The 25,536-nt window shown below is 58.6% G+C and carries 20 protein-coding genes; 10 read left to right on the top strand and 10 right to left on the bottom strand.

Annotation, left to right across the window (positions count from 1 at the left end):
- Positions 1-455 precede the first annotated feature (455 nt).
- The 3 genes from ACIQU2_RS21450 to ACIQU2_RS21440 all read right to left on the bottom strand — a co-directional run bounded on the left by ACIQU2_RS21450 (position 456) and on the right by ACIQU2_RS21440 (position 2,511).
- Positions 456-1,172, bottom strand: coding sequence for a hypothetical protein (locus ACIQU2_RS21450; RefSeq protein ID WP_403143832.1), 717 nt, complete (start codon positions 1,170-1,172; stop codon positions 456-458).
- 164 nt (positions 1,173-1,336) lie between these two features.
- A complete protein-coding gene (locus ACIQU2_RS21445) occupies positions 1,337-1,774 on the bottom strand; it encodes a GNAT family N-acetyltransferase (protein WP_218192544.1) in 438 nt (145 codons plus the stop codon).
- 281 nt (positions 1,775-2,055) lie between these two features.
- On the bottom strand, positions 2,056-2,511 hold the full coding sequence (locus ACIQU2_RS21440) for a hypothetical protein (RefSeq protein WP_403143829.1): 456 nt from the start codon (positions 2,509-2,511) through the stop codon (positions 2,056-2,058).
- A 660-nt stretch (positions 2,512-3,171) separates the two neighbouring features.
- On the opposite strand from ACIQU2_RS21440, the gene ACIQU2_RS21435 reads away from it, so the two are divergent.
- Positions 3,172-3,477 carry a DUF6388 family protein gene (locus ACIQU2_RS21435; protein WP_111450461.1) on the top strand — a complete coding sequence of 102 codons (306 nt, stop codon included), beginning with the start codon at positions 3,172-3,174 and terminating at the stop codon, positions 3,475-3,477.
- A 50-nt stretch (positions 3,478-3,527) separates the two neighbouring features.
- On the opposite strand, the gene nadC is transcribed toward ACIQU2_RS21435, so the two are convergent.
- Positions 3,528-4,376, bottom strand: coding sequence for a carboxylating nicotinate-nucleotide diphosphorylase (gene nadC, locus ACIQU2_RS21430; protein WP_403143825.1), 849 nt, complete (start codon positions 4,374-4,376; stop codon positions 3,528-3,530).
- Between the two features lie 285 nt (positions 4,377-4,661).
- Between nadC and ACIQU2_RS21425 the strand changes: the two genes are divergently transcribed.
- The 4 genes from ACIQU2_RS21425 (at position 4,662) to ACIQU2_RS21410 (ending at position 10,664) form a co-directional block, all read left to right on the top strand.
- Positions 4,662-6,872, top strand: coding sequence for a DUF1631 domain-containing protein (locus ACIQU2_RS21425; RefSeq protein ID WP_403143823.1), 2,211 nt, complete (start codon positions 4,662-4,664; stop codon positions 6,870-6,872).
- 64 nt (positions 6,873-6,936) lie between these two features.
- Positions 6,937-7,497 carry a 1,6-anhydro-N-acetylmuramyl-L-alanine amidase AmpD gene (gene ampD / locus ACIQU2_RS21420; RefSeq protein ID WP_347803588.1) on the top strand — a complete coding sequence of 187 codons (561 nt, stop codon included), beginning with the start codon at positions 6,937-6,939 and terminating at the stop codon, positions 7,495-7,497.
- On the top strand, positions 7,494-8,330 hold the full coding sequence (ampE, locus tag ACIQU2_RS21415) for a regulatory signaling modulator protein AmpE (protein ID WP_347803587.1): 837 nt from the start codon (positions 7,494-7,496) through the stop codon (positions 8,328-8,330). The genes ampD and ampE overlap by 4 nt, the downstream gene beginning before the upstream one ends.
- A gap of 303 nt (positions 8,331-8,633) precedes the next feature.
- Positions 8,634-10,664, top strand: a complete 2,031-nt coding sequence (locus ACIQU2_RS21410) for a methyl-accepting chemotaxis protein (protein ID WP_403143821.1) — start codon at positions 8,634-8,636, stop codon at positions 10,662-10,664.
- Between the two features lie 130 nt (positions 10,665-10,794).
- On the opposite strand, the gene ACIQU2_RS21405 is transcribed toward ACIQU2_RS21410, so the two are convergent.
- Together ACIQU2_RS21405 and cra are read right to left on the bottom strand one after the other, a co-directional pair.
- Positions 10,795-11,571 (bottom strand): TatD family hydrolase, encoded by a 777-nt coding sequence (locus tag ACIQU2_RS21405; RefSeq protein ID WP_403143819.1) that lies wholly within the window; start codon positions 11,569-11,571, stop codon positions 10,795-10,797.
- A 3-nt stretch (positions 11,572-11,574) separates the two neighbouring features.
- Positions 11,575-12,570, bottom strand: a complete 996-nt coding sequence (gene cra / locus ACIQU2_RS21400; RefSeq protein WP_403143817.1) for a catabolite repressor/activator — start codon at positions 12,568-12,570, stop codon at positions 11,575-11,577.
- 302 nt (positions 12,571-12,872) lie between these two features.
- Here cra and ptsP point away from each other — a divergent pair, with 302 nt between their 5' ends.
- Genes ptsP through ACIQU2_RS21385 form a run of 3 tightly spaced genes read left to right on the top strand, consistent with a single transcriptional unit; the run spans position 12,873 to position 18,426 of the window.
- Positions 12,873-15,734, top strand: coding sequence for a phosphoenolpyruvate--protein phosphotransferase (gene ptsP / locus ACIQU2_RS21395; RefSeq protein WP_347803583.1), 2,862 nt, complete (start codon positions 12,873-12,875; stop codon positions 15,732-15,734).
- Positions 15,734-16,675 (top strand): 1-phosphofructokinase, encoded by a 942-nt coding sequence (gene pfkB / locus ACIQU2_RS21390; RefSeq protein ID WP_403143814.1) that lies wholly within the window; start codon positions 15,734-15,736, stop codon positions 16,673-16,675. Before ptsP ends, pfkB begins: the two co-directional genes overlap by 1 nt.
- 11 nt (positions 16,676-16,686) lie before the next feature.
- Complete coding sequence (locus tag ACIQU2_RS21385; protein ID WP_403143813.1) at positions 16,687-18,426, top strand: PTS fructose-like transporter subunit IIB; 1,740 nt, start codon at positions 16,687-16,689, stop codon at positions 18,424-18,426.
- Between the two features lie 210 nt (positions 18,427-18,636).
- Here ACIQU2_RS21385 and ACIQU2_RS21380 read toward each other — a convergent pair whose 3' ends face one another.
- From ACIQU2_RS21380 to ACIQU2_RS21370, 3 genes are read right to left on the bottom strand one after another with little or no spacing between them, the layout of a single operon-like run.
- On the bottom strand, positions 18,637-18,903 hold the full coding sequence (locus tag ACIQU2_RS21380) for a hypothetical protein (protein WP_347803580.1): 267 nt from the start codon (positions 18,901-18,903) through the stop codon (positions 18,637-18,639).
- The gene (locus tag ACIQU2_RS21375) at positions 18,900-19,130 is read right to left on the bottom strand and encodes a hypothetical protein (RefSeq protein ID WP_347803579.1); all 231 of its coding nucleotides are present in this window, start codon (positions 19,128-19,130) and stop codon (positions 18,900-18,902) included. The genes ACIQU2_RS21380 and ACIQU2_RS21375 overlap by 4 nt, the downstream gene beginning before the upstream one ends.
- A complete protein-coding gene (locus tag ACIQU2_RS21370; RefSeq protein WP_403143810.1) occupies positions 19,127-20,332 on the bottom strand; it encodes a colicin E3/pyocin S6 family cytotoxin in 1,206 nt (401 codons plus the stop codon). Before ACIQU2_RS21370 ends, ACIQU2_RS21375 begins: the two co-directional genes overlap by 4 nt.
- 463 nt (positions 20,333-20,795) lie before the next feature.
- Here ACIQU2_RS21370 and ACIQU2_RS21365 point away from each other — a divergent pair, with 463 nt between their 5' ends.
- Both ACIQU2_RS21365 and ACIQU2_RS21360 read left to right on the top strand, forming a co-directional pair.
- Entirely contained in the window at positions 20,796-21,125 is a 330-nt protein-coding gene (locus ACIQU2_RS21365) for a DUF6124 family protein (RefSeq protein WP_403143808.1), read from the top strand.
- Positions 21,126-21,291: 166 nt separating this feature from the next.
- Positions 21,292-22,833 (top strand): alkaline phosphatase D family protein, encoded by a 1,542-nt coding sequence (locus tag ACIQU2_RS21360; RefSeq protein WP_403143806.1) that lies wholly within the window; start codon positions 21,292-21,294, stop codon positions 22,831-22,833.
- A 68-nt stretch (positions 22,834-22,901) separates the two neighbouring features.
- Here the strand turns inward: ACIQU2_RS21360 and ACIQU2_RS21355 are convergent, their stop codons facing one another.
- The gene (locus ACIQU2_RS21355) at positions 22,902-25,430 is read right to left on the bottom strand and encodes a PepSY domain-containing protein (RefSeq protein ID WP_403143805.1); all 2,529 of its coding nucleotides are present in this window, start codon (positions 25,428-25,430) and stop codon (positions 22,902-22,904) included.
- Between the last annotated feature and the right edge of the window lie 106 nt (positions 25,431-25,536).

Raw genomic sequence — 25,536 nt, 5'->3', positions numbered from 1 at the left:
CTTTGCGAACGCAAAATTTAAACGAGCCTGTGTGGCAAACAATCGGGATCGCGGTCCACCCTGTAATTTCGGTCGGCCGATAACTCTTTCGAGTTCTTGTGCCTCACGTTCGGCAAACCATCTCCGCCGCGCTTCTCTTAATTCTTCGTCGATTTCTTGACGTCGAGTTTCTAGTTCCGGAGCGACCTGCCAGTCGCCGGCGTCCGCCGCCGCCTCTGCCGCGCGTGCCAAATCGTGCGCACGTCGCTCGAGATCAACAACATTCTCGGGCTCACCCGCATCGTTTGCCGTTGGAAGAAGCTCTTGGCAGCACACTGAGAGCCTCATTATAAGCGCCGAGCAAATGCGTTCACGGATCGATCGAAAAAACATAAGGTCTTTTTTCAAAGTTGGATGTCGGTCATCTAGCTTGACGACCTTTCGAGGACACCGGCTGCCAATTATTTTTGTTCATCCTATACGTGTAGATACGAAAATTTTCCTTCGTCAAAACTCGCTTGGGACTGGCTTGAGATCATCATGTAGCGAACCTCTTGTAGCGCCGAAACTGGACAGGCAAAACTATCGTTTTTCATATTGTGAATTGACAAGAACCCATCCTGAGTTGAGATATGAAGTCCCCACTTTTGAAATTCAACAGAGTACTCCCATAAACCCTCGTCTCTTGATCGCTGGATCTGTTTGGAACTAAGCCAAAACAAATCTAACGAGTATTTTGTGAACTCCAAGATATGATTTTTATGTTTCTTGCTGGCCCCGCCGTCCTTGCGATCAATCGACTGCAATTCTGGTGACTCAGTGTCAACCGATTCGTCCATCTGATTTGTGTAAGCGCGAAAATCGTCCAAATCGAGCGTCTTCTCTAAATCATAAAAATAGGCGAAAACGGTGTAACGGTTTTCGCCCTGACTCAAGAAATCCAGCTCATCCTCGGCAATCCAAAAGCTGGCGATCTCATTTTTCATTATCGTACTTTTGACTTGAACATTTATAGATTTAGGCGTCTCGCTTGCGAAGCGTGACCGAGCTATATTGGTAACCACGAGATCAATTCCTGAATCTGGTGTTATTTTCGTTACCTCAAACCCAGCGAACTGAAACAGTGCTGCGATATGGGACTCAGCACATGCGCCTTGAAAGAAATAAACGTAGCTGCTTGTATCAAGTGGCATGCTAACTCCTGGTTAGGTGCTTGTGGGGCGAACGTCCGCTTTTGGCCGATAGTTGCCCGTCGCGAAGGGCTGCAATCGACCCAATGCGGACGCTGACCAGCATTTGGTTAAGGGGCGGGCTTTAGCCCGTCCCAGTGAGCGAAGCGAACGGTTTGAACCAGTTGTTATGCATGTTTTACTAGCCGTTTCTTTAAATGATACAGGTTAGTCCCGATTGGTCGATCCTCAAGAACACCATAAATCTCATACCCATGCTGCTCATAGAACTGTTTAGCATCAACGGTTTTTAAGAATGCAACTACTGCCCCATTGTTGGCGCCAATCGTTTCTGCTTTTTCCAATAGCATAGAACCGACTTTTCTACCGCGATGAGATTCCTTAACCCAAAAGGTATCAATTTCTAAGCCATCCCAGTAACAATTACAGCTTATTGCACCGATGTAGTCGCCTACTTCATCGTGTGCAACCACCATAAATATTTTATCTTCCGATTCTGGCGGTAGATTTGGATATTGAATTCGAAGATATTCTGAAAACCTATTATTCAGAACTCCTTGATCCTTTTCTGTTGGAGAATCCAATATATCAATCTTGATTTCCACTTTATTGCTCCGATCATTCAACTTTGAGTTGCCGTACGGCTTTTGGCATAACAATTAATTTTGCGACATGCGATGTCGCATAATATTCCATGTTCATGCGTAATCCCTTGAGCAATCAAAAAATCGAGTCTGTAAACGCGACATCAAGAAGGGGGAATGCGGCATATTTTTTTGCACTACTGACGTATTAGCTGCGTGTCCATGGTCTGCTTTTGGCCGATGGCTGCCCGTTGCGAAGGCAGGCAATCAATCCCGCTTTAGTAGTGCAGTTGAATCACCTCTTAAATCCCCGCTGCATCGTTGATAGCCGCCTCATATGCATGCCTCTCAAATGTGAAGGGGCCAACGCCTTCTATGATCAGAGGCTCTTCATAACCGTTCTCGTAAGCAAAGGAATCCCACGTAAAGCAGTCATCGTTTTGGTGAACATGTACTGAGTAGGAGCCACACCCGATGTCGCCGCACTCGGGGCAGATGTAGAGGAGCATACGACCACTTTCTGTTTCAGCGTGTTCGCGTAAAAGTAGGCGAGAGTTAGACAGGTTGTTTGGCTCCGGAAAGCCTTTGACAAAACAGCCCATATAGTCTGAATGATCACAAGCAGCCGTGACGAGAGCATTGAGCAACGAACGTTCGTTAATCAGAAAATCGATTGAGCATCGTTCGGCCACAGTGCAGCCATTTGAGTAGCTTTCCGGACGAAACAGCTGTTGAAATGTGAGGGAACTGGTGTCCATTCTCGCGACCATTTTATTCACTGAACGAGCGTAGATTACATACAACATTGAAGAGTGGAACAAGGCAAATTTCATTTGCCGATTGACTGCTTCTGGCCGAAAGCAGTCTTTGCATGATCGCTCGCCAGATCCAGTGCGGGCCATAACTCCCGATGCCAATTATCGAGGGCTCTGGGTCGCCATTTCCTCTCCTAAAAGCAGCCTTCGACAGCAATGTTCGCTGCGCTGCGGACTAGCTCCATGCAAGCCGCCGCTAGTCAAAATCGACCTAGGCGGCAAGAAGAGCCTCTGATCGCTCCCCGACTGACGTTGGGGTCAAGAGAAAATGGAAAGATTGTGTGGTCCCCGGAACAGTAGTCCAATCGCAAAGCTTGGGCTAAGCTGATGTGGCAGAGCAGTTAAGAGCTGACGGAGGGCCTTGGTTTTGCTGAGTCCCTTAATGAGTACCTAATTTGTTTTTGTAGCTATAAGTCTTACTGTTTTTACTGGGCTCGGGTCGATTGGTTCGATTCCTGTCTCGGGCACGAGCGACACGTTGTTTTCAGACGATCCCGAATGGTTCTGAAGGCCAGACAAACCGGGCTTCAAACGGTTTTTTGCGTCAGAGAGATCCTTGATGATCCAGATCCATCTTCCATTCCCCAGATCAAAGAGAACGCCATGACCGTTAAAGAATTGACCCAAGAAGCCAGACACGCAGAAGCGCTGAAGAAGTACTTGCTGGATTCGCCCCAGCTAGCCGAAGAGATCAAGGACTTGCCCGCCGACGATCAGAAAGACCAGATCCAGTGGGCATTCGAGGATGAGGCAGAGTCTCAGGGCTTGCAGCCGTGGGAGCTGACGCTCAAGTACACCTCAACCCCTGAAGAGTTCGAGGCTGCGCGCCTTGTTCTGCACAAGGAGGCTGCCGAGGTGTTGGGCGTCGAGTGGGAAGAGTACTGCGAGATGAATAACCTGGTGGTCTGATAAAAACGCCAGCCTCACGAGGCTGGCATTTTTCATTCACGCAGGCGTTATCAAAGGCTCAGACGCATCGACAGATCGACAGCCTTCACATCCTTGGTCATCGCACCAATCGAGATGTAATCCACCCCGGTTTCGGCGATCGGTAGCAGCGTGCTTTCGTTGATACCGCCGCTGGCCTCCAGTTTCGCCTTGCCGCCGTTCAGGCGCACGGCTTCGCGCATGTCATCCAGACTCAACTCATCGAGCATGATGATGTCGGCACCGGCCGCCAGGGCCTCCTTCAGCTCCTCCAGGCTTTCCACTTCGATCTCCACCGGTTTGCCCGGGGCAATCTTGTGCGCGGCTTTGATCGCCTCCGGGATGCCACCGCAGGCAGCAATATGGTTTTCCTTGATCAGGAACGCGTCGTACAGACCGATGCGGTGGTTGTGGCAACCGCCGCAGGTCACGGCGTACTTCTGCGCCAGACGCAGCCCCGGCAAGGTTTTACGGGTGTCGAGCAACTTCACCTGAGTCTCGGCAACGTAATCCGCCAAGTACTGCGCGCGTGTGGCCACGCCAGAAAGCAACTGCAGGAAGTTCAGTGCACTGCGTTCGCCCGTCAGCAGCGAGCGCGCCGGGCCTTCGAGGTGGAACAGCGCCTGATTGGGTTTCACCCGCTCGCCATCACGCACCTGCCAGTGCACCGCAACACGTGGGTCCAGCTGCCGAAACACTGCTTCAACCCAAGCTGTGCCGCAGATGACGGCAGCGTCGCGGGTAATGATGGTGGCTTTGGCCAGGCGTTCGGCCGGGATCAGCTGTGCGGTGATGTCGCCGCTGCCGATGTCTTCGAGCAACGCACGGCGCACGTTGGCTTCGATTTCGGCGGTCAAATCGGCGAGACGTAGATTCGGCATAACGGACTCCACAAACAAAGTGGCCCGATTATAGGGCCATGGCGCTGGGCAACCCAAGGCATCAGAAGCGTTCCCATCGCTCTGAAACCTGCATTTGGTCGATTCGCCTGAGCAATCGGCACTAAGTCAGCGTCTGCCATAAGCGTCTATTTCAATGGGAAACGCAGAGTCTGCTGGTAGAGGGGACATCTTTTGCAAGATAATCCGCCTTGCTTTTGACGTCATGGCTTTGACGTGGTTTTGGATTGACGACTATTCGAAGACTCACCGTTTCAGGAGGCCTGAATGCACAACGACGGGAATGTAGTGCCTTTGCACAAGGTCGCTACCGACCAGGCGACTCACTCGCCGCTCGCCCGCCTGCCTGTGATTCTGCTTCAGGTTCGCGACAAGGCCGCCCAACAGCTCAGGCATGGTTTGCAGGAACTGTTCGATAACGCCGACGACACGCTGTTCGAAATGGCCGACCGGGCCCGCAATGACGTCGAACAGAACCTCTTCTTCGAAGCCATGCGCGACTTGCGCCTCAAGCGCAAAAACATCGAACGCGGCTTTCTCGAACAATTCTTCGCGGCTTTTGTCAGCCTCACCCAGTACGACATCACTCAGTCTGCCTCGCCCCAGGCGTTGGTCTTCGGCGCTTCGGTGGCGCTGCCCGATGACGACATGGAGCGTAGCGTGGCGGTGGAGGCGATGGTCAGCAAAGTGCTGAACCGCGACGGCTTCGCCCTGGACCAACTGACCGCCCGACTCAGCGCACTGCTGGGCAGGGAACTGCTCGATCTACACAATCCCATGGGGCCGGCGATGCTCTGCGAGTACTTTTTGCAGGCCGGGCGCAACCTGGGGGTGGAGATCAAGGTCAAGCTGATCATCCTCAAACTGTTCGAACGCTATGTGCTCAGGGATGCCAATCAGCTCTACGCCGAAGCCAATCAGTTGCTGGTCGCCACCGGTGTTCTGCCTGACCTTAAGCCCGCCCCTGCGCGTCGGGTCATGGATCGTGCGACGGCCAGCCTCGGAGCTGAATCCGCGCCGGCCAACACTCGCGCCGGTGGCCCGCCGATCGACGACAGCGTGCAGGAAGTCTTCGCGGCGTTGCAGGAGTTGCTGTTTCACGTGCGTGGCAGTGTCGCGCCGACCCTTGAAGCCAGTGCCCAGACACAGCCGATTTCCACCCGTGACCTAATGCGGCTGCTCTCGCACTTGCAGCAATATGTGCCGGCGCCGGCAGCCCAGGACGACTTCGATCTGCGAAACCAGCTCGAACAACTGCTGACCCGGGTCAGCGTCAAAAGTGGCAAGTCACGCGTGGTCGGGGTGGCTGACGAAGACGTGATCAACCTGATCGCCATGCTCTTCGAATGCATCCTTGATGACCGCAACCTGCCGGACTCGCTCAAGGCGTTGATCGGCCGTTTGCAGATCCCGATGCTGAAAGTGGCGGTGCTCGACAAGAGCTTCTTCAGCCGCAGCAGTCACCCGGCCCGACGCCTGCTCAATGAAATCGCCACCGCAGCCATGGGCTGGGGCGAGTGCGATGACCATGAGCGCGACAGCCTGTATCTGCGCATTGAGCAAGTGGTGCAACGGTTGCTGAACGATTTTGTCGATGATCCGGCGGTCTTTTCCGAATTGCTCGCGGATTTTCTCGCCTTCACCAGCGATGAGCGCCGTCGCAGTGAGCTGCTGGAGCAACGCACCCGTGACGCCGAAGAAGGCCGCGCCAGGACTGAGCTGGCCCGTCAGCGCGTCGAACAGGTACTGAATCAGGCCTTGTTGGGCAAAGTATTGCCGCAGCGGGTGGTGGTGTTTGTCCAGGAAGCGTGGAGCCAGGTGCTGCTGCTGACCTGTCTCAAGCACGGCGATCAGTCGGCCGAGTGGCACGCGGATGTGCAGTCCATGGAGCAATTGATCTGGAGCGTACAGCGTCATGATGAATCCGATGCGAGCCTGCGCTTGTTGGCGCTGGTGCCTGGGTTGCTCAAGTCGTTGCGCGACGGGCTGAGCAGTTCGGCCTTCGATCCGTTCGCCACCAGCGAATTTTTCAGTGAGCTGGAAGCCTTGCACGTTCAACTGTTCGAACGTCCTGGGAAAATGCTTGAACGGTCTGTCGATACGCGGGTAATGGTCCAAGTGCTGCAGGAAATCGTCCTGCGAACCGCGGACGAAGGGCCGGTCGATACGGCGTCAGTGCGTTTACCGGAGGACGATGCCGGTCTGCTTCAGGTCGATCAACTGCGGTTGGGGTGCTGGGTCGAGTTTCAGGAAGACGAGGAAAACACCCTTCGCTGCAAGCTGGCGGCGATCATTGAAGCCACCGGCAAGTACATTTTCGTCAATCGCACCGGGATGAAAGTGCTGGAACGCAGCCGTACCGGCCTGGCGCTGGAATTTCGTCGTGGCGCGGTGCGCGCGCTGGACGACACCTTGCTGTTCGACCGGGCGCTGGAGTCGGTGATCGGCAACCTGCGGCGCCTCAATCACGGCAAGTGATCGCGCCCCGAGGGTCTATCGCGGCATACTGGGCGCCTACACAGTCGTCGTTGAAGGAACCTGTATGCAGTTGGACCCCGCGAGCGGTTGGTGTCAGGGCGTAGATATTTGCCCCTCGCCCAACTTCAATGCGCGCCCCTCGGACGAAATTTCCCTGCTGGTGATCCACAACATCAGTTTGCCGCCTGCGCAATTCGCCACCGGCAAGGTGCAGGAATTTTTCCAGAATCGTCTGGATGTCACGGAGCACCCCTACTTTGCAGGGATCGCCGACCTGCGTGTGTCTGCGCACTTTCTGATCGAACGTGACGGCACCGTCACTCAGTTTGTCTCTTGTCTTGAACGTGCCTGGCATGCCGGCGTCTCGAGTTTCGAAGGGCGGGAAACCTGTAACGATTTTTCCGTGGGCATTGAACTTGAAGGCACGGATGATCTGCCGTTCACCGACGCTCAGTATCAAGCGTTGACGACCCTGACCCGGCAGCTGCAAAGCGCGTTCACGGCCATCACCGCACAGCGCATTTGTGGGCATAGCGACATCGCACCCGGGCGTAAAACCGATCCTGGGCCTGCGTTCGACTGGGCACGCTATCGGGCGGCCCTGGCAAAAGAGGAACAACAATGAGTTTTCTGGTGTTGCTGTTGGCGGTCTGGATCGAGAAGTTCTCGGCCCTGCGTCATCGGGTTCAGCGCGATGGTGGATGGATTCGCGAGCTGAACAAGCTTGAGGTCAGTCCGCGTCTGGCGAAAAGTCCGTGGCTGATCTTGGTGATACTGGTGTTGTTGCCAGTGGCACTGCTGGGTTTGCTGCTACTGGTACTGGACCCGGTGGCTTACGGTCTGCTGGCGTTGCCGGTGCACCTGCTGGTGGTGATTTACAGTCTCGGCCGCGGTGATCTGCTGGCCGGTCTCGGGCCGTTTCGCGATGCCTGGCGCCGGGAAGACCTGCAAGCCGCCGCTCATGTAGCGGACCGCGATGTGGGTATCTGCGCCGATAGCGGCGAACAACTGCTGGAACGGGTCGAAGGGCATCTGCTGTGGGAGGCTTATCAGAGCTTTTTCGCGGTGATTTTCTGGTACTTCCTGCTGGGGCCGGTCGCGGCCCTGAGCTATCGACTGCTGGCCCTGGTCGAAGAACACGGGCAGAACCCGGCCGTAGTCGAGCGCGCCGTAAAACTGCGTCATGCGTTCGACTGGGTGCCGGTGCGTCTGCTGGCGGCGAGTTTTGCGTTGGTCGGCAACTTTGTCGCGGTCAGCCGAGTGATGTTGCATGAGCTACTGAACTGGAACATCAGCGCCGCCCAATTGATCGAGAAGGTCGGGCTGGTGGCGGGTGAAATCCCGGCACCGGTGGTCGGGCCTGACGGCATCAACAGCCTGGACCGGATCTGGGAACTGCTGCTGCGCGCGGCAGTGCTCTGGTACGCCGGTTTTGCGTTGTGGACCGTCCTTCCGTAACAACGCTGATCCCCCTGTAGCAGCTGGCGCAGCCTGCGTCCGGCTGCGCAGCAGTCGCCAACTCAGTCACCGCGGTTTGTCAGGCTCACCGCGTAATCAGGATTTACGACTGCTGCGTCCGATCGCGGCCCGAGCCGGACGCAGCCTTCGGCAGCGGCTACCAGTCCGCGTGCATCTCGCCGTTAACCTTAAGTTACAAAACCTCCCGCCGATTTAAGCTATACAGAGACAGCGCCGAATAGTGGCTATCTGCTCTCGACCCGCGCCTGCCAATAAAAATAAGAAATCAAAGGGAGACTTCCAGTGAAGAGCTTGCTCTATCCCGCCGTCGCGCTGATGAATCGCCTGAGCTTTGGCATGAAGTTCAGCCTGATCAGCGTGCTGTTCCTTGTGCCGATGCTGGTGACCAACTTCTATCTGGTGCGCGATTCTTATCGAGAATTCCAGGGCACCCGGGTCGAGCTGCAGAGCCTTGACCTACTGGGCAGCAGCCTGACGTTACGGCGCGATCTGGAAACCCTGAACAACCTGGTGCAGATCAACGTCACCCTCGGTCAGTCCGGCAAGGCCGGCAATGTCGAGTCGCAGATCAGTACCCTGGGGCAAAATGTGCTGACCCGTTTGCAAGGGCTGACAGCGATGACCGCTGACCCCGAGCAAATCATGGTTTTCGATGGCAAGCGCGATGAAATGATCGCCGCGCTCAAGGCCCAGCAAGCGGAAAACTCCCTGCAAAGCAAAAGCGCGATGATCGGCAAGTTGCTCGGCAACGCGCAAATTTTCAGCCAGATCATCGCCAGTCAGGCCGGCCTCAGCCGCGACACCCAGAGCGACATGCGCCAGCTGAGCGAACTTATTACCAATGTCACCCCGCCCGTGACCCAGCTTCTGGGTGAAGGTCGGGCGATGGGCTCTTTTTCGTTGGGGCAGGGCTTTCTCAACTCGGCATCGAGTACCCGTTTTGATGAGTTGCTGGCGCAGATCGAAAAACTACAGGCCGAATATGCCCTGAAGTTGCAGGACGCGCTGGGTTCCAGCAATGCGGCACGGGAAACCCTGGCCGCTCAGGCCGATAACAGCAAGGCATCGTTGAAAAAGGCCAGTGAACTGTTCGAAGAGCAGGTGGTGATGGCCGACACGCTGGATGCGCCGTGGCAGGGCTTTTACGATCAGGTCACGGGCCTGATGGACCAGACCTACCAACTCAATGAAGCCACCCTGAAGTTTCTCGGCACCCAGTTACAGCAGCGACTGGAGCAGAACCGCACGCATATGGTCTTGCAGGCCGTGGCGTTGTCGGTGGTGTTTGTGCTGATTTTTTACCTTTACGGCGGCTTCTACGCCTCGACCCGCACCACCCTCAAGCGTCTTGGCGCGGTGATGGACAAGGTCGCGGCTGGCGACATGACGGTGACCTTCAGCGCCAACAGCCGCGATGAACTGGGTGAGTTGGGCGAAGTGTTCAATGGCACCGTGAAGAAAATCCATGACCTGATCGAGCGGGTCGGCCAGACCGTCAGTGAAGTCGAGCGCCAGGCCGGGCAGGTGGAGAATGTTTCCGCCCAGAGTAACCAGGCGGTGGCGGGGCAGCGCACGCAGATCGAGCAGGTCGCCACGGCCATGAACCAGATGTCCGCCACGTCCCTTGAGGTTGCACGCAGTGCCGCGGCAGCGGTCAGCAGCGCTCATAGCGTCAATGACGAGACCATCAGCGGTCGCGGGCTGGTGGAATCCCAGCAGGGCAGCATCGCTGCACTGGCCAGTGAGATCGACCAGTCGGTGCTGGTGATCAATCAACTGGCCAGCGACAGCCAGTCCATCAGCCGCGTGCTGGAAGTCATCAAAAGCATCGCCGAGCAAACCAACCTGCTGGCGCTCAACGCGGCCATCGAAGCCGCTCGGGCCGGTGAGCAGGGCCGTGGTTTTGCGGTGGTGGCGGACGAGGTTCGGACCCTGGCCAAGCGCACCCAGCAATCGACCGAGGAGATCGAGCAGATGATCGCCAAGCTGCACAGCGGTGTCGGCGCTGCGGTGAAGGCGATGGGTACCAGTCATCAGATGGCCAACGGCACGGTGGGGCAGTCGGAAAAGGTTCAGCAAGCGCTGGAGAACATCCTCGGCGCCGTCGGCATGATCGTCGATCAGAACCAGCAAATCGCCGCCGCAGTAGAGCAGCAGACCGCCGTGGCCCATGACATCGACCAGAATATTGTCGAAATCAACCGCGCCGGTGAGCGTACTGCCGAAGGTGCACACCAGACCGAGGACGCCAGTCGCGCGTTGTCGGCTCAGGTGGTGGAACTCAAACAGCTGATCAGCGCGTTCCGGGTTTAATGCCTGGAACCGGTTCACCTGTGGGAGCGAGCTTGCTCGCGATGGCTGTCTAACATTCGACATTGATGTCGCCTGACACGCCGCTATCGCGAGCAAGCTCGCTCCCACAGGGGATGTGTGCGGCGACTGACTACCAGTTGAATAACTCACAAGCGTTGGCCGTGCTGGCGACGGCCAATTGCTCAGGGCTGATCGCCATGATCCCGGCCAATGCCGAGCATATCGCCGGAAGATGGGCCGGGCTGTTGCGTTGGCCGGGGAACATGGCGGGCGCCATGTCCGGCGAATCGGTTTCCAGTACCACCGATTCAAGCGGCAATTCGGCCAGCACACGATGCATGCGCAGGGCCTGAGGCCAGGTCGCGGCTCCGCCCAGGCCCAGTTTGAAACCGAGCTTGATGTATTCGCGGGCTTCTTCTTTGCTGCCGGCGAAGGCATGAATGATCCCCGCGCGTTTCAAGTGAAACCGTTTAAGCGTGGCAATCACCGCCGCGTGGCTGCGTCGCACATGAATCAGCGCGGGAAGATTGAAATCCGCCGCCAGTTGCAGTTGCGCATCGAACAGTACCTGTTGACGTTCACGGTCCAGGGTTTCGATAAAGTAATCCAGACCGATCTCGCCCACCGCGCACAACTGCCGATGACCCGCCAACCGGGTCAGCCAATCACCCAGTTCGTGTAAGTCTTCAGGGCGATGATCATCCAGATACACCGGGTGCAAACCGAACGCCGCATACAGGTCGGGATCGCTTTGCACCAGATCCCAGACGCGCTGCCAATTGCCCTGATAAACCCCCAGCACCACCATCCGCCGCACGCAGAGGGCGCGGCTCTCGGCCAGCAGCGCCGTGCGATCCTCGTCGAAGTCCGGAAAATCCAGATGAGTGTGGCTGTCGATCAGCTCCACGGTTCAGTCCTGGCGAATACGCTGCTTGAAGGTCCGCGCGATGGCCTGCACGCCGGGTCGGTAATCCGATTGCTCGATGGCGGCCAGGGCCAGGGCCAAGGCTTTATCGGCGATGAGCTGATGCTGCTGGGCCATGGCGTTGACCGGCAGCGGCAGGAAATCCAGCAGCTGTGTGTCGCCGAAGGTGCCAAGGCGCAGCGGACGGGTTTTGAGCGGGAAGTCGTGCAAGGCATCGAATACGCCCTGAAGCAGCACGTAGGACGTGGTCACCAGCGCATCCGGCAAATGGCCCAGACGCTGTAGCAGTTCTTCCATCAACTGTTTGCCGCACTCACGGCTGAACGACTCGCCGTGCTCGATCAGCACCTCGCCTTTGAACCCGGCCAGCGCCTCTTTGAACCCGGCGGCCCGCTCCTGGCTGATGCTCAGTTCGGGGCGTGCGCCGATCAGTGTGATCTGCTTGGGCAGCGGGTCCAGTAGACTGCGGGTCAGTTGCAGGCTGGCCTCGCGGTCATCACTGATCACCGAACAGAAATGCTCAGGCTCCATGACCCGGTCGATCGCGATGATCGGAATGCCCTTGGCCTGCAATTGGCGATAGCTGTCATCGCCGGCTGGCAGGCAACTGGCAACGATCAACGCATCGCAGCGCCGGGCCCGGAACAGTTTCAGCAATTGCCGTTCGCTGTCCGGCGCATCGTCGGAACTGGCGATCAGCAACTGATAGCCGCGAGCCCGGGCGCCTTGTTCCAGCAGTTTGGCGATTCGCGCGTAACTGGGGTTTTCCAGGTCCGGCAGAATGAAGCCCAAGGTGCGGGTATGCCGACTGCGCAGCCCGGCAGCCTGGGGATTGGGCGTAAAGCCATGTTGTTCGACGACCGCGCGCACGCGCTCGACGGTGGCACTGCTGATACGTTGTTGTTCTGCCTTGCCATTGATGACATAGCTGGCGGTGGTAACGGACACACCGGCCAGCTGGGCGATATCACTGAGTTTCAACCCGGGATTTCCTTGTTTTTTTTCGAGCTTGCCCGACATTTTCGCCAATCCTACCCGATTCAGGCAGACGACCATTGTCGCAGCCCATCCGACAATTGGACTTCAAGGATGAGACATTATCGAGTAACGTGCCAATCATTCTAGATTAAACGTTTCAGCAAGCGTATTTTCTACGTTATAGGCTCATTTGCCGGTTCTGCCGCGAAACCGCCAAAACTGCCCCTGAAAAGGTGCGCCTAAGAGCCTAAGCTGAATCATTCAAAACAATACCTGGCGTCACAAGGCGCCAAAAAGGAGAAAGCATGCTCGAGCTCACCATAGAGCAGATATCCATGGGCCAATCGGCTGTGGATAAGTCCGCAGCGTTGCACCTGCTGGCGCAGCATCTGGTCACCGATGGCCTGGTGGCCGAGGGTTATCTCGCCGGGTTGCAGGCGCGCGAAGCCCAGGGCTCGACCTTTCTCGGTCAAGGTATTGCCATCCCCCACGGTACGCCGGAAACCCGCGATCTGGTGTTTTCCACCGGCGTGCGGCTGATGCAGTTCCCTGAAGGCGTGGACTGGGGCGACGGTCAGATCGTCTACCTGGCGATCGGTATTGCGGCCAAATCCGACGAACACCTGCGCCTGTTGCAATTGCTGACCCGCGCCCTCGGCGAAACCGACCTGGGCCAGGCGCTGCGCCGCGCCAGTTCCGCCGAAGCCTTGTTGAAACTGCTGCAAGGCGCGCCGCAAGAACTGGCGCTGGATGCACAGATGATCGGCCTCGGTGTGTCCGCCGATGACTTCGAAGAGTTGGTCTGGCGTGGTGCACGTTTGCTGCGTCAGGCCGATTGTGTGAGCAACGGTTTCTCGGCCGTGTTGCAGCAGGTCGACGCGCTGCCGCTGGGCGATGGCCTGTGGTGGTTGCACAGCGAGCAAACGGTCAAGCGTCCGGGCCTGGCCTTCGTTACGCCGGACAAACCCATGCGTTACCTCGGCCAGCCGCTCAGCGGTCTGTTCTGCCTGGCCAGCCTCGGTGAAGCCCATCAGGCCTTGCTCGAGCGTCTTTGTGCGTTGCTGATCGAAGGTCGCGGCCACGAATTGGGCCGCGCCACCAGCAGCCGTAAAGTCCTAGAAGTCCTTGGCGGTGAGCTGCCGGCCGATTGGCCCAGCGCTCGCATCGCGTTAGCCAACGCCCACGGTTTGCACGCGCGTCCGGCGAAGATCCTCGCGCAACTGGCGAAAAGTTTTGAAGGTGAAATCCGCGTACGCATTGTCGATGGCCAGGACAGTGCCGTGTCGGTGAAGAGCTTGAGCAAACTGCTCAGCCTCGGCGCCCGTCGCGGTCAGGTGCTGGAATTTGTCGCCGAACCGAGCATCGCCGCCGATGCCTTGCCAGCCTTGCTGGCCGCCATCGAAGAAGGCCTCGGTGAAGAAGTCGAGCCGTTGCCAGCCGTGAGCCAACAGCGCGAAGTGATCGCCGATGTGGCCGAAGTGGTCCTCGCACCAGCCTCCGGCAGTCTGGTTCAGGCCATCGCCGCCGCACCGGGCATCGCCATCGGCCCGGCGCACATTCAAGTGCTGCAAACCATTGAGTACCCGCTGCGCGGTGAGTCTGCCGCCATCGAGCGCGAGCGTCTCCAACAGGCGTTGGCGGACGTGCGTCGCGACATCGAAGGCCTGATTGAACGCAGCAAGTCCAAGGCCATTCGCGAGATCTTCATCACCCACCAGGAAATGCTCGACGACCCGGAATTGACCGATGATGTCGACACCCGTCTCAAGCAGGGCGAAAGCGCCGAAGCGGCGTGGATGGCGGTGATTGAAGCGGCGGCCAAACAACAGGAATCGCTGCAGGACGCCTTGCTCGCCGAGCGCGCCGCCGACTTGCGTGATATCGGCCGTCGAGTGCTGGCGCAACTGAGTGGCGTCGAAACCCCGAGCGAGCCTGAGCAACCGTACATTCTGGTGATGGATGAAGTCGGTCCGTCCGACGTCGCCCGCCTTGATCCGGCCCGTGTCGCTGGCATCCTCACTGCCCGTGGCGGCGCCACCGCTCACAGTGCAATTGTCGCCCGAGCCCTCGGAATTCCGGCGTTGGTCGGCGCCGGCCCGGCCGTGTTGCTGCTGGCACCGGGCACGCCGTTGCTGATTGATGGCCAACGCGGTCGCCTGCACGTGGACGCCGACGCGGCGACCTTGCAGCGCGCCACCGAAGAGCGCGACACCCGCGAGCAACGTCTGAAAGCCGCCGCAGAACAACGTCATCAACCGGCACTGACCACTGACGGCCATGCGGTCGAAGTGTTCGCCAATATCGGTGAAAGTGCCGGCGTGACCAGCGCGGTGGAGCAGGGCGCCGAAGGCATTGGCCTGCTGCGCACCGAACTGATTTTCATGGCTCACTCGCAAGCGCCGGACGAGGCGACCCAGGAAGTCGAATACCGCCGCGTACTCGATGGCCTGGCCGGTCGGCCGCTGGTGGTGCGCACCCTCGACGTTGGTGGCGACAAGCCGTTGCCGTATTGGCCGATCGCCAAAGAAGAAAACCCGTTCCTCGGCGTGCGCGGAATTCGCCTGACCCTGCAACGTCCGCAGATCATGGAAGCGCAATTGCGTGCCTTGCTTCGCGCTGCGGACAACCGGCCATTGCGGATCATGTTTCCCATGGTCGGCAGCGTTGATGAGTGGCGTCAGGCGCGGGACATGACTGAACGTCTGCGTCTGGAAATTCCGGTGGCGGACCTGCAACTGGGGATCATGATTGAAGTGCCGTCAGCTGCATTGCTGGCGCCGGTGCTGGCCAAAGAGGTCGACTTCTTCAGCGTCGGCACCAATGACCTGACCCAATACACCCTGGCCATCGACCGTGGTCATCCAACCTTGTCGGCCCAGGCTGACGGCTTGCACCCGGCGGTGCTGCAACTGATCGACATCACCGTGCGCGCGGCGCATGCCAACGGCAAGTGGGTCGGCGTGTGCGGCGAGTTGGCGGCCGATCCGCTGGCGGTGCCGGTGCTGGTCGGACTGGGTGTGGACGAGCTCAGTGTCTCAGGTCGCAGCATTGCCGAGGTCAAGGCGCGGGTTCGCGAACTCAGCCTGGCCCAGACCCAAATTCTTGCCCAACAGGCCCTGGCCATGGGCAGCGCAAATGAAGTGCGCGCATTAGTGGAGGCCCTATAATGGCCAAGATCCTGACCCTGACCCTCAACCCGGCGCTGGACCTCACGGTCCAGTTGCCGCTACTTGCCCCCGGCCAAGTCAACCGTAGCGACGAGATGCACACGCATGCCGCCGGCAAAGGCGTGAACGTGGCACAAGTGCTGGCGGACCTTGGGCATCAGCTCACGGTCAGCGGTTTCCTCGGGGAGGACAACCTTCAAGCGTTCGAAACCCTGTTCGCCAAACGCGGTTTTGTCGACGCGTTCATCCGTGTTCCGGGTGAGACGCGCAGCAACATCAAACTGGCGGAAAGCGATGGGCGCATCACCGACATCAACGGTCCCGGCCCCTTGGTGAGTGAAGCCGCGCAGCAGGCGTTGCTTGATCGACTTGATCAAATTGCGCCCGATCATGACGCGGTCGTCGTTGCCGGCAGCCTGCCTCAAGGCATCAGCCCGCAATGGTTGCAGGCGTTGATTGTGCGTTTGAAAAATCTCGGTTTGAACGTGGCGCTGGACACCAGTGGTGAAGCCTTGCGAGCAGCGCTCAACGCCGGCCCGTGGCTGATCAAGCCAAACACCGAAGAGCTGGCCGACGTGCTGGGCTGCGAGGTGGTTTCGGTGGCTGCGCAAGCGCAAGCCGCGAGCCGCTTGCACGCTCAAGGCATCGAGCACGTGGTGATCTCCGACGGCGCCGATGGTGTGAACTGGTTCAGTGTCGGCTCGGCGCTGCATGCCACGCCGCCCAAGGTCAGTGTCGTCAGCACCGTGGGCGCAGGCGATTCGTTACTGGCCGGCATGCTCCACGGTCTGCTCAGCGCCGACACGCCTGAACAGACCTTGCGCACCGCCACGGCGATTGCCGCGATGGCGGTCACCCAGATCGGTTTCGGTATTGGCGACGCCACGCAGTTGGCGCGGCTCGAACAGGGCGTGCGCATACGCACCCTGACAGAACAATAAGAGGGTTTGTCATGAAGTTAGCCATTGTTACGGCCTGCCCGAACGGTATGGTCACCAGTGTGCTGTGTGCCCGTTTGCTTGATGCGGCGGCCCAGCGTCAGGGCTGGAGCACCAGTGTCGAAGTCAACGATGCCGCGCACCCTGAACGCCAATTGTCGGCGGCCACGATCGAGGCGGCCGAGTGGGTATTGCTGGTGACCAGTGCGCCGGTGGATATGTCGCGATTCGTCGGCAAGCGGGTGTTCCAAAGTACCCCGGCGCAAGCCCTGCAAGAGGTTGAAGCGGTGCTGCGTCGCGGTGCTGAAGAGGCTCAGGTTTACGTTGCCCCCGAAGCTGTGGTCGAGCCTGCCGCCCCCGTAAAAAACGCCCCGCGTTTGGTCGCGATTACCGCGTGTCCGACCGGCGTCGCTCACACCTTCATGGCCGCTGAAGCCTTGCAGCAAGCGGCCAAGCGTCTGGGCTACGACCTGCAAGTGGAAACCCAGGGCTCTGTCGGTGCGCGCAATCCGTTGAGTGCAGCAGCAATTGCCGATGCAGACGTAGTGCTGCTGGCCTGCGATATTGAAGTCGCCACCGAGCGTTTTGCCGGCAAGAAGATTTACCGTTGCGGCACCGGCATCGCCCTCAAACAAGCCGAAGCGACGCTGAATAAAGCGTTGGCCGAAGGCACGCAGGAAACCGCTTCGAGCGGTGCCAAAGGCCCGGCCAAGCAAGAGAAAAGTGGCGTCTATAAACACCTGCTGACCGGCGTGTCGTTCATGCTGCCGATGGTGGTGGCGGGCGGTCTGATGATCGCCTTGTCGTTCGTGTTCGGCATCACTGCGTTCAAGGAACCGGGCACGCTCGCGGCGGCGCTGATGCAGATCGGCGGCGAGACGGCGTTCAAGCTGATGGTGCCGCTGTTGGCGGGTTACATCGCCTACTCGATCGCCGACCGTCCGGGCCTGGCGCCGGGGATGATTGGTGGTTTGCTGGCAAGTACTCTGGGCGCCGGATTTATCGGCGGGATCATTGCCGGTTTCATCGCCGGTTACGCAGCGCAGGCGATCAACCGTTATGCGCGCTTGCCACAAAGTCTTGAGGCGCTGAAACCGATTCTGATCATCCCGTTGCTGGCGAGTCTGTTCACCGGTCTGGTGATGATCTACGTGGTGGGCAAACCGGTGGCCGGGATGCTCGAAGGCCTCACGCACTTCCTCGACAGCATGGGCACCACCAACGCGATTCTGCTCGGTGTGTTGCTGGGCGGGATGATGTGCGTCGACCTTGGCGGGCCGATCAACAAAGCCGCGTATGCGTTCTCGGTGGGGCTGCTGGCGTCACAAAGTTATGCACCGATGGCCGCGACCATGGCGGCCGGCATGGTGCCGCCGATTGGCTTGGGCATCGCTACGTTTATTGCGCGGCGCAAGTTCGCCCAGGCTGAACGCGAGGCCGGGAAAGCCGCGTTGGTACTGGGGCTGTGCTTTATCTCCGAAGGCGCGATTCCGTTTGCCGCGAAAGACCCGCTGCGGGTGATCCCGGCGAGCATTGCCGGTGGTGCGCTGACCGGTGCGTTGTCGATGTATTTCGGCTGCAAACTGATGGCGCCGCACGGCGGGTTGTTCGTGCTGGCGATTCCGAATGCGATCAACCATGCGCTGTTGTATCTGCTGGCGATTGTGGCCGGGAGTTTGCTGACGGCGGTGGCGTATGCGGTGCTCAAGCGGCCGGAAGTCGTTGAACTGGCCATAGAACCCGTCAGCGCCTGACACCATACCCTGTGGGAGCGGGCTTGCTCGCGATGACGGACTGACATTCAGCAATTATGTTGGCTGTTAGACCGCTTTCGCGAGCAAGTCGGATCGCCGCACCGCCGCTCCCACAAGGGGTCTGCTGTGTTGGCAGATTTCTGTGTCATGTCCCGGTAACGTCACCATGCTTCATGTTTCTTTAAATCCAGGCCCTGAGTTGCGCGCCATTCACGGCTCCTCGTAGCTGCTGAGATACAGCATTAGCTCCTTGGGAAGTACAATCATTGCGAGATTCTCAATGGCTGTAACCTGCCTGGCGGATAGTAGATAACTTGCCATGGCATCCTCTTCTTCATGCCAAGCCATTATCGGCATCAGGGCATCCGTTGTAATGGACCGGGACAAATCCACCTCGAATACAGCCAAGTCACCGTTTTCAGGTATTCCGTAAATCTGAAACTTCAGTTTGTATTTCATGGCGGTGGAGTAAATCAATCAACGCACACCAACTGCACGATGTGGTTTGCGTCTCCCAGGATCTTGCCAGTCCAGGTTTCAAGTGTTTGCACTTGTTCTGGAGAAAGGTCGTAGCCATCAAACTCATCCTCCGGTGTTTGCCAATCCATTAGTTTTGCTAGCTCTTTGTGACGACTGTTGGGTATTTCCACACTCAGGAGAAGTTCCTCACTGTGTCTGTCGAAGACCTCTATGACATGTTTCATTTTTCTACTTTCCTAGACGGGTCAGCGGGCTTGGTTTGCTCCCCTGTTTGCGGGTCGTACTCCCCAAGGTGTTTTCCTTGCTTGGTGTACATCTCAACGGTGCCATGTTGCGAATCCCACTCATAAATCCTTCCTGAGGGATCTTTCCATCGCCGACGCTTTTTACCACCACCACGCACTGAAGTTTTTAACGGAGCAGGTTTTACATCTGGAAAAGCCGGGAGTGTCGTAGGAGCAGGGCGGTATTTGTGGTCTCCAGGCACGCTCAGAACAATATAGATCGGCTCAAGTCCTGCATCGGCAGGGAACCAGATGATCGCATCCTGATACTCAGGCGGATGTTCCGGGTTCACTAATGCTTTGTTGGCTTGCTCGGTGGGCGGGTGCACCCATACAGACGGTAGTGGCGGGGCGCCTTCCAATGCAGGAATTCCCAGTACAACGTCAGGATTCGCTGCTGGCGTCCAGGTCAGGCCAATCCCGTTACCGATGTCAGCAACAAAATTCTCGCCTTCTTGAATGGCCTTGATGACCGGGACAAACTCCCAGTCTTTTTTCCCTCCTGTGTAAAAGCCGTAAGCGTTGACTGAGCCATCCGGTAATGTCGTTACGTTGATACGGACACGAGTTCGCCCCGTATCCAGCATTGCGTATTGCTCGTTTTGGTAAAAGGCACTGTCTGGCGAAATGCTGGTGTTCGGCATCAATAGCGCAACTGTCCCGACCGCTGCACCAGTCGCTACAACTGCTGAGCCTGTTAGTAGACGCAGAGCAAGAGAACCGCCGAGACGTTGGGAAATGACGCCGCCCGTTGCCGAGGCACCCACCAGTTTCAGTGGAATCCCTTCGGCGGTGATCGCGACCCCTGTGCCAAGCACGGCCCACGACCCGTAGTCAGTCAGTTTCTCGACGGGGACAAACCCGGCAGGGTTGTTGTGATCGATTACGCCGTCTGGAAGATTGCAGCTTTTGGCGAATACGCAGCCTTTGGTTTTGGAGTCTTGTTGCTTTTCGGATTGACGAACGAGACGGTCTTCATACCGCTGTTGTCTAGCTAGCATATCGTCGTAAGACTTTTGTCTGGCATTGCGCTCGGCTAACTCAGTCGGGGTCATGTCTCGCAGGTAACGGTATCCAATGCCCGAGCCGCCGCCACCACTGCTGTGTTCCCAGACTTGGGGGATGTCCTTGTTGCGAGCCATAGGCGTCCTGTTCTGAGTGTGGCTGGGGAGCCTCGAACCTACTTGGCTCGCTCAGGGCTGGCGTTAGGACGTTTCCCAAATATGGCGCTGAAATTTCCTATTCCTTGATAGGGCCGGGAGCCGCGATGTTTTGCATCAAAATGCCGTCGTCCTGGGGCTACACGACGTTGCGTCGTTGCCTACAACTACGCCAGAATCCGCCGGCTTGTGCGCCGTGGCGGCCATCGGTAACTTGATTTGCGTCACTGATCCTCAGTGATCGGGTTTAGTAGCCCGTGGTTGTCAGTAATGTGCATGAGCTCCATTCAGTCAGGTATTCATATCCCTGCACTTGATGGTGGTTGTGCGTAGGGCGCCTTTGGGCGCGCCGGTATTGCTGACTCCCCGGTCTACTAACCTGCGTACAGCCGCCACCCTTCTTTTAGTAGAGAAGCGAAACGGCTCCAGTCTGGAGCAGCAAATTATGTTCAAGGTAACGCCTAATCCGCCGGACACTGACCCGGCATCCCCAAACGAAGACCTCGATTCTGAAAAGCTCTACGATACCGTTGACCGAGCCCTCGATTCCCCGCGCCAACCCAGCAGCATCTTCGTGATCGCTCCCGAAATCGACAACCAAACGTTGCTGGAATACGCCTGTGAATCACTGGCATCAGCGAACGTCATGGCAAGTGACTTCGCGAGGTATCTGCAAGGATCGCAATGCAACACGATGTTAGGGATTCAGCAGTCGATCATGCTGGGAGAACTGGCGGTGAACCGGGTGCTGGATAATCTCGATCCGCCCGGCTAGCCGCCGGATACTGTGGGAGCGAGCTTGCTCGCGATGACGGTTTAACATTCAAAGAAATTGGTGACTGTTGCGCCGCTATCGCGAGCAAGCTCGCTCCCACAGGGATCGCATTTTCACATCAGCGTCATGCGTACATGCTTAAGTTTTCCTTTTCAGGGAGAACACCATGAGCGAATTCGACCTCGGTCGCCGTCGTGTCATACAAGCCGTCGGTGCCGGGCTGTTGTTGCCAGGCCTGGCGCCGGCGGTGATTGCCTCGGTCAAGGATCGGCCACAACTCACCGATGGCGTGCAGTCCGGCGACGTGCTGGGCGATCGGGCGATGATCTGGAGCCGATGTGATCGCCCGGCGCGCATGGTGGTGGAGTGGGACACCCGTAGCCTGTTCAGTAACCCTCGTCGTTTTGTCTCGCCATTGGCCGTGTCCAATACCGATTTCACTGCCCGCGTCGAACTCACGGGCCTGCCCGCCGACCAAGCGATTTTCTACCGCGTGCACTTCGAAGACGCCCAGAGCGGCGTCGCCAGCGAACCCTGGTTCGGCCATCTGCGCAGCGTGCCGCAAACCCGTCGCGACATCCGTTTCGTCTGGAGCGGCGACACCGCCGGCCAGGGCTTCGGCATCAACCCGGACATCGGCGGCATGCGCATCTACGATGCCATGCGTTTGCGCCTGCCAGACTTCTTTATCCACAGCGGCGACTCTATCTACGCCGACGGCCCCGTACCTGCGCAGCTCAGCACAGAGAGCGGCCGCGTGTGGCGCAACATCACCACTGAAGCCAAGAGCAAAGTGGCCGAAACCCTCGACGACTATCGCGGCAATTACCGCTACAACCTGATGGACGAAAACATCCGCCGCTTCAACGCCGAGGTTCCGCAGATCTGGCAATGGGACGACCATGAAGTGGTCAACAACTGGTCGCCGGGCAAGCCGTTGGATGATCGCTACAAGATCAAAGATATCCACAGCCTGGTCGGTCGCGCGCGTCAGGCTTGGCTCGAATACGCACCGATGCGGTTGCAGAGCGCCGATGGTGGCGGGCGGGTTTATCGCAAGCTCGGTTACGGTCCATTGCTCGATGTGTTCGTGCTCGATATGCGCAGCTATCGCGGGGCCAATGACGACAACCTGGGTGCCGCTAAACCTTTCCTTGGCCGTGAACAACTGGACTGGCTCAAGCGTGAGTTGAAGGCCTCAAATGCCCAGTGGAAAGTCATCGCCGCCGACATGCCGATTGGTCTCGGCGTATCGGATGGTGAAGTCAGCCCCGGTGTGATGCGTTGGGAAGCCGTGGCCAATGGCGATCCGGGACCGGCCCAGGGGCGTGAACTGGAAATCGCCGAATTGTTGGGTTTTCTGCGGGCGCAGCAGGTGCGCAATTTTGTCTGGCTGACGGCGGATGTGCATTACTGCGCCGCGCACCATTACCACCCGGACCGTGCGGCGTTTCAGGATTTCGAACCGTTCTGGGAGTTTGTCGCCGGGCCTTTGAATGCGGGTAGCTTCGGGCCTGATCAGATGGATAAAACCTTTGGTCCGCAGGTGGTGTTTGAGAAAGCACCGCCGGCACAGAACACCTCACCGTTTGCCGGGTTCCAGTTTTTTGGTGAGGTGAATATTGATGGGCAGACGGGGGAGATGAGTGTGGTGTTGCGGGATCTGGATGGGGGTTCTGTTTTCGAACAGAAATTGCAGCCGGTTTGAAATGAAGTCGCGAGCAGACACCAGATCCCTGTGGGAGCGAGCTTGCTCCCACATGGGATGTGGCGGGGTCAGTAGACGTCGCGGCGGTAACGGCCTTGCTCGATCAGGCGGTCGACCTCTGCAATTCCGAGTATTTCGTTGAGCACGTGATCCACGCCTGAAGCCATCCCTTGCAAGCTGCCGCAGATGTAAATGACCGCACCCTCGGCCAGCCATTTTTTCAACTCGCCCGCCGATTCGCGCAGTCGATCCTGCACGTAGATCTTCTCGGCCTGATCCCGCGAGAACGCCAGGTCCAGCCGCTCCAGATCGCCCGAAATCAACCACTCCTCAAGCTCATCGCGACACAAGTAGTCATGCTCGCGATTGCGTTCGCCGAACAACAGCCAATGACGTTGCTGCCCATCGGCAATCCGCGCCTTGAGCAAACTGCGCAGCCCGGCCAGGCCGGTGCCGTTGCCCAGCAGGATCATCGGTACCGGCTCGGTCGGCAGGTGGAAACCGCTGTTGCGCCGTACGCGCAGGCTGATGGTGGCGCCCACCGGGGCGTGTTCGGTCAGCCAGCCGGAGCCGACGCCCAGGCTGCCGTCAGGATGCAGTTCCTGGCGCACGATCAGTTCGAGGATGCCATCGGCGGCGATCGAGGCAATGGAGTATTCGCGCATGGCCAAGGGCACCAGCGCATCCATTAGCGCCTGGGCATGCAGGCCGACCAGGTGAGCTCTGTTTTCCGGCAGTTGTCGACTGGCGAGGGCTTGCTCCAGAGGTTGCGACAGGCCATCGAGCGCAACCGTGGCGCGACCGTCAATGCCCAGGCCGTCTAGGAAATGTTCGATCGCCCACGGACAATTGCGCGGCAACACTTCCACCAGGTCACCGGCCAGCCAACTGCTGGTGGTGGGGGCGGTGAGGCCGAGCAAGTAAACGCCCGAACCGCTGCTGTCAGGGTTGAGCAGCTCACGGCGGGTCAGGTTCCAGTTGTCATAGCTTGGCGCTTGCCAGGTGTCCACGGGCGCCTGTCCGGTCAGCAGACCCAGTTGCTGCTGCCAGTGACGCAAGGCGTAAGGGTCGCCGCTGTCGACTTCCACCGGGGCGAACAGGGTCTTGCCGCCGTGCTCGCCCAGCCACGTGTGCAAGCGTCGAGCGAAACCGCAGAAATGTTGGTACTGGCGATCGCCAATCCCCAGCACGGCGTAGTTCAGGCTTTCCAGGCTTAACGTCCGGCCCAGCACTTTGCGCTCAAACCCCCGGGCGCTGTCCGGTGCTTCACCGTCGCCGAAGGTGCTGACCACGAACAACGCATTGCTGGAATCACGCAAGTCTTGCTCGCTGACGTCCGCCAGCGGCTGAACCTTCACCGGCAGGCCCGCAGCCTGCAATTGCCCGGCGGTCTGCCACGCCAGTTGCTCGGCAAAGCCGCTCTGGCTGGCGAAGCCGATCAGCCACGCCGGTGCGTCACTGTCCGGTTGTGCGAGGTCTTTGCGGGCATCCTTGATCTGTTTTTTCTTGCGTCGACGATCGAGGTACAACAACCAGCCAGTGACGAAAAACAGCGGCATCGTCAGCGCACTAATCGTCAGGATGATCCGCCCGATGATTCCGAAGTAGCTGCCGACGTGCAGCGCGTAAATGCTGGTCAGCAGTTGCGCCTTGAGGCTCTTGTCGCTGTAGCGATCATGCCGCGCGACGATACCGGTCGCCGGGTCCAGCGAGATCTTGTTCAGTGCGCGGTCGTGGGGCGAGCTGTTCAACAGGTAGAACACGGTGGCCGGTTGTCCGGCCACGGGCGGCATGCGGATGTTGTAGGCACTCAGTGCCGGGCCGGCAGCGCTGTAGATGCTGCTCCACATCGCTGCGTAATCGACGGTGGGCGCCGGGCCGCTTGGCGCCGGGCCGCGACCGCCGCGAACGCGCTCGTTCTGCGGTGAGTCGGAAAGCAATCGGGTCAGGCCCTTGTTGTACCACTCATAGGACCAGGACAACCCGGTGAGCGCTGCCAGTAGGTAAAACACCAGGCACCAGGTACCGGCCACCGAGTGCAAATCCCAGTTGAAGCTGCGGCCCTTTTTCTTCCAGTCGAGGGTCAGCCAGGCGCGCCAGCTTTTCCACTGACGCGGCCAGCGCAGGTAAAGACCGGACAGGCAGAAGAACACCAGAATCAGCGTGCACGCGCCGGTGATCTGCCGACCGGTATCGCCCATAGCGAGGAAACGGTGCAGTTGCAGCATCAGGCCGAAGAAATCCTGGCCAGTGGCGTCGCCCATGAACTCGGCGGTGTATGGGTCGAAGTAGCGCATCTGCCCACGGCGTTCGCCCGGTGGCGGAGTGAAGATCACGCGCGCGGCGTTACCGCTGTCGGTCTCGACCCAGAGCATCGAGACTTTCTTGCCCGAGGCGCCCTCGATTTTCTCCACCAGTTCGGCAGGCGGCAGGACGCCGGCGACCTGCTTCTCGACCTGCAACACAGAAGGGTTCAGCGCGCGCAGGATTTCATCCTGAAACGATACCGTCGCCCCGGTGATGCCCATCAGGGCCAGGACCAGTCCGGCGCTGATGCCGAAAAACCAGTGCAACTGGAACAGGGTTTTCTTCAACACGTCGCTCGCCTTGTTCGTTCGAAAATAATGATCACGGCGCGCATTATGCCGTGGGTTGTCGAGAAACATTCTTTATTACGCACAAAAGCCCCGTTCACCTGGATGA

The organism is Pseudomonas sp. NPDC098740 (assembly GCF_044760065.1).
Classification (GTDB): domain Bacteria; phylum Pseudomonadota; class Gammaproteobacteria; order Pseudomonadales; family Pseudomonadaceae; genus Aquipseudomonas; species Aquipseudomonas rossensis.
Note: the sequence above shows the minus strand (reverse complement) of the source record. Positions and strands in the feature narration are given on the sequence as shown.